Genomic DNA, 15,300 nt, shown 5'->3' with positions numbered 1-15,300 from the left:
GCAACGGCCGACCCCGCGGCCGTAGACGCCCACCACCGAAGTGTCCAGACTGACCTGAGACATCAACTCTGTCCGGACAAACCCGAGACATGACAACCGGTCGGGGCGTCGTACGCCGCCAGTCTTGTGCGCCCGGTGAGATTCGAACTCACACTGGTACGGACCTAAACCGCATGCCTCCTGCCGTTGGGCTACGGGCGCATTTCCAGCTCGGGGGTCAATCTAGCCCGAGGTCCCGGCGCAGCTTGGCGACGTGTCCGGTGGCTTTCACGTTGTACTGCGCGAGCTCGACCTTGCCGTCCTCGTCGATCACGAAGGTCGAGCGGATCACGCCCTCGACGACCTTGCCGTAGAGCTTCTTCTCGCCGTACGCGCCGTACGCGTTGTGGACCGCGAGGTCCTCGTCGGACAGCAGCGTGAGGGTGAGCGCGTCGCGCTCGCGGAACTTCGCGAGCTTGGCCGGCTTGTCCTTGGAGACGCCCAGGACCTCGTAGCCGGCGCCGCGCAGCGAGTCGAGGGACTCGGTGAAGTCGCACGCCTGCTTGGTGCAGCCGGGCGTCATCGCGGCCGGGTAGAAGTAGACGATCACCTTGCGGCCGCGCAGGTCCGCGAGGCTCACCCGGTCCCCGGTGTCGGAGGTGAGCGTGAGGTCGGGGGCGACGTCGCCGGGGGAGAGGCGTTCGGACATCTCGGGTCTCCGGTCATTGGGGGCAGGTGGTTGTTGCAAACAGCATGCAATAAGGTGGGGGAGCGTGGTGGGCGGCGCTCGGGGGAGCCCGCCCACCCGTAACCTACCGATCGCCCGAGGAGGCCAGCGTGCACGTCCCCGACGGATTCCTCGACGCCCCGACGTCCGTGGCGACGGGCGTGGTCGCGGTCGCCGGCGTCGCCCTGGCGCTGCGTGGCGCCCGCCGCGAGCTCGACGACCGCACGGCCCCGATGGCCGGCCTCGTCGCCACCTTCGTGTTCGCCGCCCAGATGATCAACTTCCCCGTGGGCGCCGGCACGAGTGGCCACCTGCTCGGGGGTGCGTTGGCCGCGGTGCTGGTCGGGCCCTGGTCGGCCGTGCTCTGCATGAGCGTCGTGCTGATCGTGCAGGCGCTGCTGATGGCGGACGGCGGCATCACCGCGCTCGGGACCAACATCACGCTGATGGCGCTGGTGGGCGTCTGGGTCGGGTGGGGCGTCTTCGTCCTCGTACGCCGCCTGCTGCCGCGGCGTACCAGCTCGGTCGTACCGGCCGCCGTCGTCGGCGCCCTCGCGAGCGTCCCCGCGGCCGCGGCCGTCTTCTCGCTCCTCTTCGCGATCGGCGGCATCGCGCCGGTCGACCCCGGCACGGTCCTCGGTGCGATGGTCACCTGGCACGTCGTGATCGGGATCGGCGAGGCCGTCGTCACCGGGCTGGTGGTGGCGAGTGTCGTCGCCACCCGACCAGACCTGGTCAGGGGCGCCCGGCCCGCGCTGGAGACCCGCGAGCTCGAGATCAGGAGCGCCCGCCGATGAAGCAGCGCACCTTCCTCGCCCTGGGCCTGCTGGTCTGCCTGCTGCTGGCCGGCGTGGCGAGCTACTACGCCAGTGCGCACCCCGACGGGCTCGAGCACGTCGCAGAGCAGACCGGCTTCATCGACACCGCCGAGGACTCGGCCACCGCCGACAGCCCGTTGGCCGACTACTCCACCCGGGGGGTCGAGGACGCCCGGCTCAGCGGCGGGATCGCCGGCGTGGTCGGCGTCGTCGTGATGCTGCTCCTCTCCGCCGGACTCTTCTGGGGCCTGCGGCGACGCGGCGACTCCGTGAACACCGCGGACGAGGCGGAGGCCGAGGCCGCCCGGACACACACGGACAGCCGGACCTGATGGGCGCGGGGCACGGGCACCGCCTCCACTTCCACGGGCACAGCCCCGTCCACCGTGCGCCGGCGCACCTCAAGCTCCTGGCGCTGCTGGGATTCATGCTCGTCGTCGTCGCCACCCCGCGCGACTGGTATGCCGCCTTCGCGGCCGAGGCGCTCCTGCTGCTCGGTGTCGTCGCCCTGTCCCGTGTGCCCGTGCGCTACCTCGCGCCCCGGATGGTCATCGAGGTCCCCTTCGCGGTCTTCGCCCTCCTGATGCCCTTCATCGCCCACGGCCCACGCACGGAGGTCCTCGGCGTCACCGTCTCCGAGCCGGGCCTGCACGCCGGCGTCGCCCTCCTGGTCAAGGGCACGATCGGGGTGCTCGCCTCGCTCACCCTCGCCTCCACGACCGAGCCGCAGGACCTCCTCCGGGGCCTGCAGCGACTGCGGATGCCCGACCTGATCGTCCAGATCATGGGCTTCATGATCCGATACCTCGACGTGGTGACCGCCGAGCTCGGCAGGATGATGGTGGCCATGCGCTCCCGCGGCTGCGACCCACGCTCGCCCCGGCACTGGCCGACGCTGGCCCGTGCCATGGGCGCGCTGTTCATCCGCTCCTACGAGCGTGGCGAGCGGGTCCACCTCGCGATGCTCTCCCGCGGGTACGACGGCCGCCTGCCCTCGCAGGGCCGGTCATGACGACCCCCGTGCTCGACGTCCACGGGCTGGCCTACGCCTATCCCGACGGCCACCAGGCGCTCTTCGGGGTCGACCTGCACGTCCACGAGGGGGAGCGGGTCGCCCTGCTCGGTCCCAACGGCGCGGGCAAGACCACGCTGGTGCTCCACCTCAACGGCATCCTGAGCGCGGGCGCCGGCAGCGTCACGGTCAGCGGCCTTCCCGTCGACAAGCAGCACCTCGCCGAGATCCGCCGCCGGGTGGGCATCGTCTTCCAGGACCCCGACGACCAGCTCTTCCTCGGGTCGGTGCGCCAGGACGTCGCCTTCGGTCCCGCCAACCTCGGTCTCAAGGGGGCTGCGCTCGACGCCCGGGTGATGGACGCCCTGGACCGGGTCGGCATGGCCGACTACGTCGACCGACCTCCCCACCACCTCTCCTTCGGTCAGCGGCGCCGCGTGGCGGTGGCGACCGTCCTGGCCATGGAGCCCGAGATCCTCGTCCTCGACGAGCCGTCGTCCAACCTCGACCCGGCCTCGCGCCGCGAGCTCGCCGACATCCTCCGCAGCCTCGACGTGACGGTGCTGATGGTGACCCACGACCTGCCCTACGCCCTCGAGCTGTGCCCCCGGTCGGTCGTGCTGAGCGACGGCGTCGTGGTGGCCGACGGGGCCACCCTGGACGTGCTCACCGACGACGCCCTGATGCGGGCCCACCGCCTCGAGCTGCCGTGGGGCTTCGACCCGCGCACGGTTGGTAGCCTTCCCGCGTGACCAACGAACTGAGCTCGCTCGAGCGCGAGATCGAGGAGACCCGTCAGCGTCTCGCGCAGACGATCGACCAGCTTGCCTACCGTGCCCACCCGAAGACCATCGTCGGGCGCGAGGTGACCTCCGTGAAGTCCCACTTCGTCGACCTCGAGACGGGTGAGCCGCGCACCGACAACATCCTCAAGGTCGCCGGCGGCGTCGTGGGCGCGCTCGTGCTGCTCGCGGTCATCCGCCGGATCGCACGCTGACTCCGGACGCCATGAGCGATCGCGCGCCGATCAAGATGCTCCACGACCGGATCCTGGTCGACGTCGACCGGGATGCGGGGGAGCGCCGCTCGTCGGGCGGCATCGTCATCCCCGCGACGGCCGCCATGGGCGCCCGTCGGCTGGCCTGGTCGCGCGTCATCGCCACCGGTCCCAGCGCGCGGGCCGTCGAGGTGGGGGACCGGGTGCTCTTCGACCCCGAGGACAAGGCGGAGGTCGAGGTCCACGGCGAGGTGTACGTCGTCATGCGCGAGCGCGACGTGCACGCGGTCGCCGCCGAGCGCCTCGACGCCGGCCCGACCGGCCTCTACCTCTGAGCGCGGACGACCGGTGAAGCAGCGCGACGCGATCGTCATGACCGACGACGAGGTCGACGCCTTCCTGACCGAGCAGCGCAACGCGACGGTCGGCACCCTCGGCCCGCAGGGTCGCATCCACCTGGTGGGCATGTGGTACGCGTGGTTCGACGGCTACGTCTGGCTCGAGACCAAGCCCAGGTCGCAGAAGGTCGTCAACCTGCGCCGGGACCCGCGGATGAGCTTCCTGGTCGAGGCCGGTCACACCTACGACCAGCTGCGCGGCGTCGCGCTCGAGGGCGACGGTGTCGTCGTCGACGACGCCGAGCTGCTCGAGCGCGTGTGCCTCCAGGTCTTCGAGCGCTACCAGGGGCCCTACACCGAGGACCTGCGGCCCGTCCTCGACGTGATGATGCACCGCCGCGTCGTCGTCCGCCTCGACATCGCGCGGACGCGGTCGTGGGACCACCGCAAGCTGGGCCTGCCGACCATGGACCTCGGCGGCTCGACGGCCGCCTCGGTCACCGGCCCGTCGGCCTGATCGACCCTCAGTGGTCGTCGCGGCAGGCACGCACCCACGTGCCGGGGGCGTACGCCGCCACAGTGTGGGCCGCCTCGTCGGCGTACATGTCCTCCTGCACGTAGAGGAAGCCCTCGCGGATGAACAAGGACTTGCCCCGCACGTGCGTGATGCTGGGGTGGGCGGTGGGGTCGGTGGTGGGCAGGTGCACGGTGATACCCATCGTGGCTCCTCAGGTCGTCGTGTCGAGAGGCGTGGGCACCCCCCCGATGCACGATGAACGTAGGACGGGAGGGGCGCGTGCGATCGGGTGCGCGTGTGGGCGTCCCCAATTGTGGCGAGTGGAGTCCGCAGTGGACTGGACCTGACGCCCCCGGACACGACGAAGGGCCGGTCCGTCTGGACCGGCCCTTCGACTGTTCTGTACGCCATCAGGGACTCGAACCCCGAACCCGCTGATTAAGAGTCAGCTGCTCTGCCAATTGAGCTAATGGCGCATGTCGCGAACGGTCCTGCGAGGTGTTCTGCAACGAGGAGAAACTCTACACGCCGTCGTGGTTCGGGTGAAATCGAGATGCCTCACCCGAGATCGGCGAGCACCGCCTGCGCCGCGTTGTGCCCGCCGAGCCCGGAGACGGCGCCGCCGCGCCGTGCTCCGGAGCCGCAGAGCAGCACCACGTCATCGTCGGTCTGGACCCCCCACTGCTGCGCCGCGGTGTCCATCCGTGACCGGTTGGGAGCCCACGGCCAGTCGAGGTCGCCGTGGAAGATGTGGCCGCCGGGCATGGCCAGGTCGCGCTCCACGTCCTGCGGGATCTTGGCCTCGATGCAGGGGTCCCCGTTGCCGTCGCGCATGAGGCACGACTCGATGGGCTCGACCAGGTGCTCGTCGAGGGAGGCGATGGCGCGCTCGACGGCGAGCCGCTTGGCGCCCTCGGGGTCGGTCTCGAAGAGGGCGGCCGGGGTGTGCAGCCCGAAGTAGGTGAGCGTCTGCGCGCCCGTGCCGGCCAGGTCGCCGAGGATCGAGGGATCGGTCAGCGAGTGGCAGTAGACCTCGCCCGGCATCGTCGTGGGCACCGAGCCGGCGGCCGCCTCGGCGTACGCCCGCTCCAGCTGGCTGTGGTCCTCGCCGAGGTGCAGGGTGCCGGCGAAGGCGACGGCGGGGTCGGCACCCGACCGGAGCTGCGGCAGGCGGTCGAGGAGGAAGTTGATCTTGAGCTGGGCGCCGGCGGGCTTGGTGCCGGGGTCCTCGTCCTCGCCGAGCAGGATCCTGAGCACCCACGGCGCGACGCCCGAGAGCACCCGCCGGGCGGTGACGCTGCGCGTGGTCATGCCGTCGTGCCAGCCGACCTCGGCGCCGTCCGGGCTCGTCCGGATCGAGCTGACCCCGGCACCGGTGACGATCTCCGCGCCGGCGGAGGTGGCGCTGCGGGCCAGGGCGTCGGTGACCGCGCCCATGCCGCCAACTGGCACCCGCCACTCGCCGGTCCCGTTGCCGATCAGGTGGTAGAGGAAGCACCGGTTCTGGACGAGCGAGGGGTCGTGCAGGGAGGCGAAGGTGCCGATCAGCGCGTCGGTGCCCACCACGCCGCGGACGGTGTCGTCGGCGAAACGGGCCTCGATGGCCGCACCCAACGGGTTGGTCACCACGTCGCGCCAGATGCCCGGGTCGACGGCGTCGCGCAGCTCGCGCTCGTGGGGGAGCGGACGGGTCAGCGTCGGAGCCACGGCGTGCGCCAGGTCGGTGACGTCGGCGTAGAACTCGCGCCACGCGTCGTACTCGGTGTCCCCGCCGGTCAGCTCGGCGAAGGACGCGCGGGTCGCGTCGCCCTCGGGCCGCTCGACGAGGAGCCCGCCGTGGCGGCCGTCGCGGACCCACGGTGTGTACGACGCCGTCGTACGCGACGCGAGGGTGACGTCGAGGTCGAGGTCGGCCATCAGGGACTCGGGCATCAGGCTGACGAGGTAGGAGTAGCGCGAGAGGCGGGCCGGGAGACCGGCGAACGGGCTGACCGAGACCGCGGCACCACCGGTGTGGTCGAGCCGCTCGAGGAGCAGCACCGACAACCCGGCCCGTCCGAGGTAGGCGGCCGCCACGAGCCCGTTGTGGCCGCCGCCGACGATCACGACGTCGTATGAGGTCTTCGCTGGAGTCACGCGGCCAAACCTAGCCCTGACGGACCCCGCGATCGGCAACCCGGCCCGTTACCCTCGCCGGGTGGACTGGGGTGGTTGGTGGCGCAGCGCGCTGGTGCTGGCGCTGTACGCGGTCGTGGTCCACTTCGCGGTCGCCACGGTGTGGCCGGGCCAGCACGTGGGCGAGAGCGTGCCGGTCGGCCTGGCCGCGGGCGCCCTGGTGCTCGCCTCCCGCGCGGCGCGGTGGGTCTGCGTGCCCGCGGTGGCCGTGGCCTCCACGCTGGCGTACTCCGAGGCGGGTGCCGACCCCTCCGTCGCCGTGGTGTGGGGCCTGGCGCTGGCGCTCGGCGCGACCACCACCGGGCTGCTGCTGACGCGGAGGACGCCTCCAGGAAGTCGCCCCGACCTGCGCAGCATCGACGACTACCGCGCCTTCCTGGCCTCGACCGTGGCCGGTGCCGCGGTCGCCACCGCCGTGCTCTCCGTCGCGGGGCCGGTCATGCTCGGTCACGACCTGCTCCTGATGGCCGTGGGCACCTTCCTGGCCCACCTGTCGTCGTACCTCGTGATCCTGCCGTTCTTCATGGTCACGGCTCCGCACCCGGGGGTGGTGGACGGCTGGAGCCGGCTCCTCACCTGGGGAGCGGTGCTCGCGATCATGGCGGTCGGCTTCACCAGCCACGACAAGCTCGCCGGGCTCGTCGCCATGGCGGTCATCCCAGCGCTGGGATGGGCCGCGATGCGGCTGCCCTTCCGGGATACCCTGTTCGGGGTGCTGGTCGTCGCCACCGGTGCGGAGGCGGCGGCCGTGCGCGGCGAGGGTGCCGCGGTCGCGCTCATCGGTGCCGACCATCCCGAGTGGGTGCTGAGCATCACCCACCTGTTCGTCCTCACGTGCGTGCTGAGCGCGCTGCCCTTCGCCCTGGCCGTGGGCATCCAGCGGGACCTGGCCCGCCGGGCGGCCAGCGAGGCCGACACCGTGCGCCGCGTGGTCGACAACGCCGCGGGCGTCGCCATCGTCGGCACCGACGAGCTCGGCCGGATCACGCTCTGGAACCCCGGCGCCCAGACCATGCTCGGCTACGCGCCCGACGAGGTCCTGGGTCGGCTCCCGTCGGTCTTCCACCGCCCCGAGGAGATCCAGCGGCTGGCCTCGGTCCTCGGCGTCCCCCCGGACTACCCGAGCGTCGCCCAGGCGCTGGCAGACCCCGCACGCGGCGGGCTCGAGGTCGAGTTCGTCCGCAAGGACGGGCAGGCCCGCATCCACTTCATGAACCTCTCCCAGGTCGCCGACGCACAGGGTCGTCTCACCGGCTACGTCTCGACCGCCGAGGACATCACCGAGCGGGTGGCCACCCAGCGGGCGCTGGAGCTCGCGCTGGCCCGGGAGCGCGCCTCGGTCGAGAGGCTCCGCGAGGTCGACCAGCTCAAGGACACCTTCGTCTCCAGCGTCAGCCACGAGCTGCGCACCCCGATCACCAGCATCATGGGCTACCTCGAGCTCCTCGAGGACGGGGGCTTCGGCGAGCTGACCGACGAGCAGGGCGCCGCGATCGGGCGCATCGACGCCAACAGCCGGCGCCTGCTGCTGCTCATCGACGACCTGCTGGTCCTCTCGCGGGTGCAGGACCGGGGCCTCGAGAACCACCACGTCGACCTCGACCTGCGCGAGGTCGTGCTCGCCGCCCACGACGTCGTCGCGCCGACCGCCGAGCGCGCCGGCGTCGACTTCGCGTACGACGTCCCGCCGGGGCCGGTGCCCTACATCGGGGACGTCGACCAGCTGGAGCGGGTGCTGGTCAACCTGATGAGCAACGCGGTGAAGTTCAGCCCCGACGGCGGGACCGTCATGACCCGACTTGTCCCGGGGCACCGGGAGGTGCGGCTGCTGGTCAGCGACACCGGCATGGGGATCCCCGAGGACGAGCAGGTGCGTCTCTTCACCCGCTTCTTCCGGTCGTCGTCGGCACGGGGGCGCGCCATCCAGGGCAGCGGCCTGGGCCTCTCGATCGCCAAGGCCATCGTGGAGCGGCACGGCGGCACCATCACGGTCGAGTCCGAGCCGGGCAAGGGCACCGAGTTCACCGTCCGGCTGCCTGCCTGAGCGAAGAGACGGCCGCAACTCTCGACCGCAGCCCCGGCAGACGGGGCTCGACTCATGTCCGCCGAGGGGCCCTCGCGGAGGACGTGTAGGAGCCGGACGCGGTGACCACGGTCCCTGCCTCACCCCTCAGGATGGCGGTGGCGTCCTGGAGGGACCCGATCGCGGCCATGCCGCCGGTCAGCTCCACGAAGCGGCAGACCGCCTCGACCTTCGGGCCCATGGATCCGGCCGGGAAGCCCTGGGCGCGGAGCGCGGAGGGTGTCGCGCGACTGATCGGTGCCTGCTCGGGCGAGCCGAAGTCGGTCATCACGGCCGGCACGTCGGTGAGCACGAGGAGCGCATCTGCGTCCAGCGCGTCGGCGAGGACCGAGCTGGTGAGGTCCTTGTCGACGACCGCCTCCACCCCCCGCAGCTGGCCGTTCTCGTCGCGGACGACCGGCACGCCCCCGCCCCCGGCGCAGACGACGACGGCGCCGCTGTCCAGCAGGAGCCTGATCAGGCGGGTCTCGACCACGCGCTGCGGCCGGGGCGACCCGACCACGCGACGCCAGCCGGTGCCGTCGGCCTTGACGACCCAGCCGCGGTCGGCGGCAAGTCGCTCGGCGTCCTCGCGACCGTAGACCTCGCCGACGAACTTGGTCGGGTCCGCGAAGGCGGGATCCGCCGCCTCCACCAGCGTCTGGTTGATGATGGCGGCCACCTGGCGGTCGGGCAGGTGGTTCTGCATCGACTGCAGCAGCCAGTAGCCGATCATCCCCTGTGTCTGCGCCCCGAGGACGTCGAAGGGGTACGGCGTGGTGAGGTGTGGGTCCGAGGCGCTCTGCAGGGCCAGCACCCCGACCTGGGGGCCGTTGCCGTGGGTGATCACCAGCTCGTGCTCGTGAGCGAGCGGGGCCAGCGCTTCGACGGCGCGGCGGACGTTCTCCTCCTGCACCTCTGCGTCGGGCTTCTGGCCGCGCTCGAGCAGGGCGTTGCCGCCGAGCGCGACGACGACACGCACCTCAGCCCCCCAGGGTCGCGACGAGCACGGCCTTGATGGTGTGCATCCGGTTCTCTGCCTGGTCGAACACGATGGAGTGCCGCGACTCGAAGACCTCGTCGGTCACCTCGAGCGCGTCCATCCCGGTCTGCTGGAAGAGGTCCTCCCCGACCTTGGTGTGGCGGTCGTGGAAGCCCGGGAGGCAGTGCATGAACCCGACCTTCGGGTTGCCGGTCGCCTTCACCACGTCCATCGAGACCTGGTAGGGCTTGAGCAGGTTGATCCGCTCGGCCCACACCTCCTTCGGCTCGCCCATGGACACCCACACGTCGGTGTAGAGGTAGTCGACCCCGGCGACCCCCTCCGTCACGTCCTCCGAGTGGAGGATCCGGGCGCCGGTCTCCTCGGCGATCCGGTGTGTCGCGGCGATGACGTCCGGGTGGTTCCACTGGGACCGGGGTGCGACGATCCGCACGTCCATCCCCATCATCGCCCCGGCGACCAGCAGCGAGTTGCCCACGTTGTTGCGCGCGTCACCGAGGAAGGCGAAGGAGATGTCCTCGTCGTGCTTGCCGCAGTGCTCGCGCATGGTCAGCATGTCGCACAGCGACTGGGTCGGGTGCCATTCGTCGGTCAGCCCGTTCCACACCGGCACCCCGGCGTACGTCGCCAGGGTCTCGACTTTGTCCTGGGCCGAGCCGCGGTACTCGATGCCGTCGTACATGCGGCCGAGCACGCGCGCCGTGTCCTCCATGGACTCCTTGTGGCCGATCTGCGAACCGCTCGGGTCGAGGTAGGTCACCCGGGCGCCCTGGTCGAAGGCCGCCACCTCGAAGGCGCACCGCGTCCGCGTCGAGGTCTTCTCGAAGATCAGGGCGATGTTCTTGCGACTGAGGCGCGGCTGCTCCGAGCCGGCGTACTTGGCCACCTTGAGCTCGGCCGCGAGGTCCAGCAGGAACCTCCACTCCTTCGGTGTGAAGTCCAGCTCCTTGACGAAGCTGCGGTTCCTCAGGTTGAAGGCCATGGCTCAGATCCCTTCTCGTTCGACCGGACAGGTCATGCACCGGGGACCGCCGCGGCCACGGCCGAGCTCGTTGCCGCGGATCGTGACCACCTCGATCCCCTTCTTGCGCAGGTAGGTGTTGGTGGTGACGTTGCGCTCGTAGGCGACGACGACACCGGGTCGCACGGCCAGCACGTTGCAGCCGTCGTCCCACTGCTCACGCTCCGCCGCGTTGACGTCCTGCGTGGCCGTGAGGATCTGGATGGAGTCGATGCCGAGGGCCTCCGCGATGGCGCGGTGCATGTCCTCGGGCGGGTGCGCGGTGATCCTCAGGCCTTGCTCGCCGTCGCCGGGCTCGATCGTGTACGACGGGAGCATCCCGAGCCCGACGTACTTGGTGAAGGTCTCCTCGTCGACCATCGTCATGACGGTGTCGAGGTGCATGAAGGCCCGCTTGCGCGGCATGGATACCGCCACGATCCTGCGTGCGCTGCCGGCCGCGAAGAGGCGGCGTGCCAGCCTCTCGACCCCCTGTGGGGTGGTGCGCTCGCTCATGCCCACGAGGACGGCCCCGCGTCCCAGGACGAGGATGTCGCCGCCCTCGGTGGTGGCCGCGCCGTTGACCGAGCCCTCGGCCCACACCCGGAACGACGAGTCGGCGAAGTGCGGGTGCCAGCGGTAGATCGCCTCGTAGTGGATCGTCTCGCGCATCCTGGCCCGCTTGCGCATCGAGTTGATCGAGACACCGTCGTAGATCCAGGCGGAGGTGTCCCGGGTGAAGAGGTGGTTCGGCAGGGGTGTCAGGAGCAGGTCGTCGAGGCCGAGGGCCTGGACGACCACCGAGGAGGGCTCGGGCACCCGCTCGAGCAGCTCGCGCTTGGTCATGCCTCCGACGAGGAAGGTGGTGAGCTCCGTGTCGTCCATCGCTCCGAACGCGCGGTGCAGGCTGTCGAGGGCCATCGGACCGTAGACGAGCTCGTCCAAGGACGTCTCGAGGATGAACTTCCTGGCCTCCGGGACCGCGAGCGTCTCGACGAGCAGCTGGTCGAGGAGGTGCACGCGGACCCCGAGGTCGCGCAGCGTCTCGGCGAACGCGTCGTGCTCCTGCTTGGCCTGCTTGACCCACAGCACGTCGTCGAAGAGGTACTCGTCGTGGTTGCTCGGCGTCAGCCGCTTCAGCTCCAGGTCGGGGCGGTGCAGGATCGCCTGTCTCAGGTGCCCGACCTCGGAGTCCACGTGCAGCGTCATGACCGGTCCCTTCGTCTCGGACCTCCAGCGTCGCGGCCAGGGGTGGGCGGCGAGAGTGCCGAAGGTCCTCCCCGGGCGGGCACATGGCCGCCGGTCGCAGCAGGACACGGGCCCTACGTCTTGCCCGGTCCGGACCAGCGACCCTGCACACGGGGCCGCGTCAGCGGAAGAGTCGAGGTGAGGACATCGCTCCTCATGATGCAAGGAGGCTCGACATGAAGCAGGTGGTGGACCGCACCCGACCGGTTCCCGGTCCTGACGACGCGCACGCAGGTCCTCGCGTGGGACTCGCGCTGCCGGCCCTGACCGCACTGGTCGTGGGCTCGATGATCGGGAGCGGCATCTTCGCCCTCCCCTCGCAGATGGCCGGCAGCGCTGCCGCCGGCCCGCTGATGATCGGCTGGCTCATCACCGGCGTGGGCATGCTCATGCTCGCGTTCGTGTTCCAGTCGCTGGCCCAGCGCAAGCCCGACGTCGACGGCGGTGTCTACGGCTACGCCCGCGCGGGATTCGGCGAGTACGTCGGCTTCACCTCGGCCTGGGGCTACTGGATCAGCGCGTGGATCGGCAACGTGGCCTACCTCGTCCTGCTGATGTCGACCCTGGGCTACTGGTTCTCCGGGCTCGAGGGCGGGACCACGGTCACCGCGATCGTCGGCGCCTCGGTCCTGCTGTGGGTGGTCCACGCGCTGACCCTCAGCGGCGTCCGCAACGCCGCCTTCGTCAACGTGCTCGTGACGATCGCCAAGGTGGTCCCCATCGTCACCTTCATCGCCATCGCCGCCGTCGGCTTCAGCGCCGACCTCTTCACGGCGGACATCTGGGGCACGGACGCCGGTCTCGGCGGGACGGTGGACCAGGTCAAGAACATGATGCTGGTGACCGTGTGGGTGTTCATCGGCATCGAGGGCGCCGCGGTCTACTCGCAGCGGGCCCGCAGTCGCCGGGACGTCGGCCGGGCCACCATCATCGGCTTCGTCGGCGTGCTGGCCCTGCTGCTCGCGGTCAACCTCCTGTCCTACGGCCTGATGGCGCAGGCCGACATCGCCGGACTCGCCGACCCGTCCATGGCGGGCCTGCTCGAGAACGAGGTGGGCGCCTGGGGTGCCGGGTTCATCTCGGCCGGCCTGGCCATCTCCCTGCTGGGCGCGCTCCTGGCGTGGGTGCTGCTGGCGGTCGAGATCCTGCGACTCCCGGCCCGCGACCACGTGCTCCCGGCCGTGCTGGCGAAGGAGAACCGGCACGGAGCCCCCGCTCCCGCCCTGTGGCTGACCAACCTCTGCGTGCAGGCGATGCTGCTCTGGACGCTGGTGAACGAGAACACCTACACCGACCTCGTCTACCTGGCCACGTCCCTCATCCTGCTGCCCTACCTGTGGTCGGCGGCCTACCAGCTCAAGCTGGCGGTGAGCGGTGAGACGTACGCCGACGGGCCGGGACGACGTCGCGGTCTCCTGGTCGGCGCGCTCAGCCTGGCGTACGCCGTGTGGCTCGTCTACGCGGGCGGCTGGGAGTACGTGCTGGTCGCCGGGCTGTTCTACATGGTCGGCACCGCGCTGTTCGTGTGGGCCCGCAAGGAGGGCGGCAAGGCGCTCTTCACCGGGACGGAGAAGATCCTCGTGGGGGTCGTCGCCGCGGTGTCCGTGGTGGCGGTGGTCGGTCTCGTCCAGGGTTTCGTGTCCGTCTGACCGGTTGCCCGCCCGGGGATGGGCCGGCAGGAGCCTCGCCCGCATCGGGTGAGGCTTCCCGCGGTGACGCCGCCCTACCGTGATCGGGGCAGGCCACCCCGGACTGGTCACGGGAGGGGACGGGATGAGCAACGTCGCGCAGACGGACAGGCGGACGGGTGGCGTCCTGGCGGCCACCTGCATCTCGACGCTCGTGGTCAACGCCAACACCTCGGCCGTGAGCATCCTCCTGCCCGCGATCTCGGAGGACACCGGCACGTCGGTCACGACCCTGCAGTGGGCGGTCACCGGCTACTCGCTGGTGGGGGCCGCGGTGATCGTCACGGCAGGCTCCCTGGGGGACGTCTTCGGCCGCAAGCGCATCTTCCAGCTCGGCCTGCTGCTCTTCGTCGGGTCGTGCATCCTGATCGCCCTCGCGCAGTCCGGCGGCATGGTGATCGCCGGACGGGTGATCCAGGGGGCGGCCGGAGCGACCATCCTGGCCTGCGGCCTGAGCCTGCTGTCCGTCGCCAACAAGGGCGACGCGCAGCTGCGGGCCGTCTCGCTGTGGGGCGCGGCGGCCGCGGTCGGTGCGGCTGCCGGACCGTTGCTCGGCGGCGTGCTCGTGGGCCTCACCGGGTGGCAGGGACTGTTCTGGATCGACGCCGGGGTCGCCGTGCTGTGCATGCTGCTGACCGCGGCGACCGTGTCCGAGTCGCGGGACCCGGACCGACCCAGGTCGATCGACTACGCAGGCACCGTACTGATTGCGCTGACCCTGACGCCGCTGATCCTCGCCGTGACGGAGAGCGGCGACTGGGGTTGGCTCTCGCTGCCCACCCTGGCCTGCTTCGCGGTCTCGATCGGCTCGGGCTTCGCCTTCGTCGCCGTCGAACGACGCGTCGACGTCCCCCTGCTCGACCTCGCGCTGCTGCGCAACCGGGTGCTGGTCGGGTCGACCATCGCGATCCTGATCGGCGCGGGCACCATCAACGGGTTGATGTACCTGCTCAGCCTCTACTTCCAGGATCCCTCCACCCTCGACTTCAGCCCGCTGGAGGCCGGTCTCGCGACCCTCCCGGCGACGGTCGGCCTGGTGGTGGTGGCCCCCCTGGTGCCCAGGCTGGCGGCCAAGCTCGGTGGTCGCCTGGTCATCGGCATCGGATTCGTCGTGACCACCGTCGGGTTCGCCGTGGTGGGCTTCGTCGACGCGGGATGGGAGTACGGCGCGTTCCTGCTGCCGCTGGTCGCCATCGCCGTGGGCATGGGCATGACCAACGGCCCGGCGTCGTCGGCGTCGACGGCCTGCGTCCCGGAGAACCAGGTCGGTGGGGCGTCCGGTGTCTCGAACATGGCCAGGTACGTCGGTGCCGCGGTGGCCACCGCCCTGGCCGCCACCGTCTACGGCACCGTCATCGGCAACCAGACCGCCGACGGTGCGTCCCAGGCGGACGCGCTGGCCTCCGGTCTCGCTGCGGCCGCGTGGATGATGGCGTTCTTCAGCTTCCTGGGCGTGCTGATGGCCTTCGTGATCGCGCGGCACCGCGCCGCCGACGGCAACGTCAACGACGCGGCCGCCGCGGCGGCGGCGGTCACCCACACCCTGCCGACCTCGGCGACCGGAAGCGGGTGATCCGGGAAGACTCCTGGGCAGACATGCGTCGAGCCCCCGGCCCGCAGGCCAGGGGCTCGACACCACTGGGGTGAGTAACGGGACTTGAATGCGTTACTCATGCCGCTTTTACCTGCGCAAACGCAAGGTGAGCCTGCCGATCCTTGCTGATTTGTGGCAGTAC

16 protein-coding genes and 2 tRNA genes are annotated in these 15,300 nt (G+C 70.9%); 10 read left to right on the top strand and 8 right to left on the bottom strand.

Going from position 1 to position 15,300, the window contains the following annotated elements; genetic code table 11:
• Positions 1–127 precede the first annotated feature (127 nt).
• Positions 128–201 (bottom strand) — tRNA-Leu (locus DAE25_RS22555).
• A gap of 16 nt (positions 202–217) precedes the next feature.
• Positions 218–688, bottom strand: coding sequence for a thioredoxin-dependent thiol peroxidase (bcp, locus tag DAE25_RS22550; protein WP_107768541.1), 471 nt, complete (start codon positions 686–688; stop codon positions 218–220).
• Positions 689–816: 128 nt separating this feature from the next.
• Between bcp and DAE25_RS22545 the strand changes: the two genes are divergently transcribed.
• The 7 genes from DAE25_RS22545 to DAE25_RS22520 are packed head-to-tail and all read left to right on the top strand — an operon-like array spanning position 817 to position 4,388.
• Positions 817–1,503 carry an energy-coupling factor ABC transporter permease gene (locus DAE25_RS22545; protein WP_199907739.1) on the top strand — a complete coding sequence of 229 codons (687 nt, stop codon included), beginning with the start codon at positions 817–819 and terminating at the stop codon, positions 1,501–1,503.
• Complete coding sequence (locus DAE25_RS23655; protein ID WP_199907738.1) at positions 1,500–1,856, top strand: PDGLE domain-containing protein; 357 nt, start codon at positions 1,500–1,502, stop codon at positions 1,854–1,856. Before DAE25_RS22545 ends, DAE25_RS23655 begins: the two co-directional genes overlap by 4 nt.
• Positions 1,856–2,536, top strand: coding sequence for a cobalt ECF transporter T component CbiQ (gene cbiQ / locus DAE25_RS22540; RefSeq protein WP_107768540.1), 681 nt, complete (start codon positions 1,856–1,858; stop codon positions 2,534–2,536). Before DAE25_RS23655 ends, cbiQ begins: the two co-directional genes overlap by 1 nt.
• The gene (locus tag DAE25_RS22535; RefSeq protein WP_056885818.1) at positions 2,533–3,288 is read left to right on the top strand and encodes an energy-coupling factor ABC transporter ATP-binding protein; all 756 of its coding nucleotides are present in this window, start codon (positions 2,533–2,535) and stop codon (positions 3,286–3,288) included. Before cbiQ ends, DAE25_RS22535 begins: the two co-directional genes overlap by 4 nt.
• Positions 3,285–3,533 (top strand): DUF3618 domain-containing protein, encoded by a 249-nt coding sequence (locus tag DAE25_RS22530; protein ID WP_056885817.1) that lies wholly within the window; start codon positions 3,285–3,287, stop codon positions 3,531–3,533. The genes DAE25_RS22535 and DAE25_RS22530 overlap by 4 nt, the downstream gene beginning before the upstream one ends.
• Before the next feature lie 11 nt (positions 3,534–3,544).
• Entirely contained in the window at positions 3,545–3,868 is a 324-nt protein-coding gene (locus tag DAE25_RS22525) for a GroES family chaperonin (RefSeq protein WP_056885816.1), read from the top strand.
• A gap of 37 nt (positions 3,869–3,905) precedes the next feature.
• Positions 3,906–4,388 (top strand): pyridoxamine 5'-phosphate oxidase family protein, encoded by a 483-nt coding sequence (locus tag DAE25_RS22520; RefSeq protein WP_107768542.1) that lies wholly within the window; start codon positions 3,906–3,908, stop codon positions 4,386–4,388.
• A 7-nt stretch (positions 4,389–4,395) separates the two neighbouring features.
• On the opposite strand, the gene DAE25_RS22515 is transcribed toward DAE25_RS22520, so the two are convergent.
• From DAE25_RS22515 to DAE25_RS22505, 3 genes are all read right to left on the bottom strand, one after another.
• Entirely contained in the window at positions 4,396–4,590 is a 195-nt protein-coding gene (locus DAE25_RS22515; RefSeq protein ID WP_107768539.1) for a hypothetical protein, read from the bottom strand.
• Positions 4,591–4,791: 201 nt separating this feature from the next.
• Positions 4,792–4,864, bottom strand: a tRNA-Lys gene (locus DAE25_RS22510).
• Positions 4,865–4,946: 82 nt separating this feature from the next.
• On the bottom strand, positions 4,947–6,524 hold the full coding sequence (locus tag DAE25_RS22505; RefSeq protein WP_107768538.1) for a phytoene desaturase family protein: 1,578 nt from the start codon (positions 6,522–6,524) through the stop codon (positions 4,947–4,949).
• A 61-nt stretch (positions 6,525–6,585) separates the two neighbouring features.
• On the opposite strand from DAE25_RS22505, the gene DAE25_RS22500 reads away from it, so the two are divergent.
• Positions 6,586–8,607, top strand: coding sequence for an ATP-binding protein (locus DAE25_RS22500; RefSeq protein WP_159083929.1), 2,022 nt, complete (start codon positions 6,586–6,588; stop codon positions 8,605–8,607).
• Positions 8,608–8,659: 52 nt separating this feature from the next.
• On the opposite strand, the gene arcC is transcribed toward DAE25_RS22500, so the two are convergent.
• From arcC to DAE25_RS22485, 3 genes are read right to left on the bottom strand one after another with little or no spacing between them, the layout of a single operon-like run.
• Positions 8,660–9,607: a carbamate kinase gene (gene arcC, locus DAE25_RS22495; protein ID WP_107768536.1), complete on the bottom strand. Its 948-nt coding sequence runs from the start codon at positions 9,605–9,607 to the stop codon at positions 8,660–8,662.
• 1 nt (position 9,608) lies between these two features.
• Positions 9,609–10,610 (bottom strand): ornithine carbamoyltransferase, encoded by a 1,002-nt coding sequence (gene argF, locus DAE25_RS22490; RefSeq protein ID WP_107768535.1) that lies wholly within the window; start codon positions 10,608–10,610, stop codon positions 9,609–9,611.
• A 3-nt stretch (positions 10,611–10,613) separates the two neighbouring features.
• Positions 10,614–11,837, bottom strand: a complete 1,224-nt coding sequence (locus DAE25_RS22485; protein ID WP_107768534.1) for an arginine deiminase — start codon at positions 11,835–11,837, stop codon at positions 10,614–10,616.
• A 215-nt stretch (positions 11,838–12,052) separates the two neighbouring features.
• Here DAE25_RS22485 and arcD point away from each other — a divergent pair, with 215 nt between their 5' ends.
• Complete coding sequence (gene arcD, locus DAE25_RS22480) at positions 12,053–13,525, top strand: arginine-ornithine antiporter (protein WP_107768533.1); 1,473 nt, start codon at positions 12,053–12,055, stop codon at positions 13,523–13,525.
• A 124-nt stretch (positions 13,526–13,649) separates the two neighbouring features.
• Positions 13,650–15,137 carry an MFS transporter gene (locus DAE25_RS22475; RefSeq protein WP_107768532.1) on the top strand — a complete coding sequence of 496 codons (1,488 nt, stop codon included), beginning with the start codon at positions 13,650–13,652 and terminating at the stop codon, positions 15,135–15,137.
• Positions 15,138–15,300: the final 163 nt, after the last annotated feature.

This window comes from Nocardioides terrigena (assembly GCF_003047265.1).
GTDB classification, from domain to species: Bacteria; Actinomycetota; Actinomycetes; order Propionibacteriales; family Nocardioidaceae; genus Nocardioides; species Nocardioides terrigena.
This window is presented reverse-complemented; position numbering and strand designations above follow the sequence as displayed.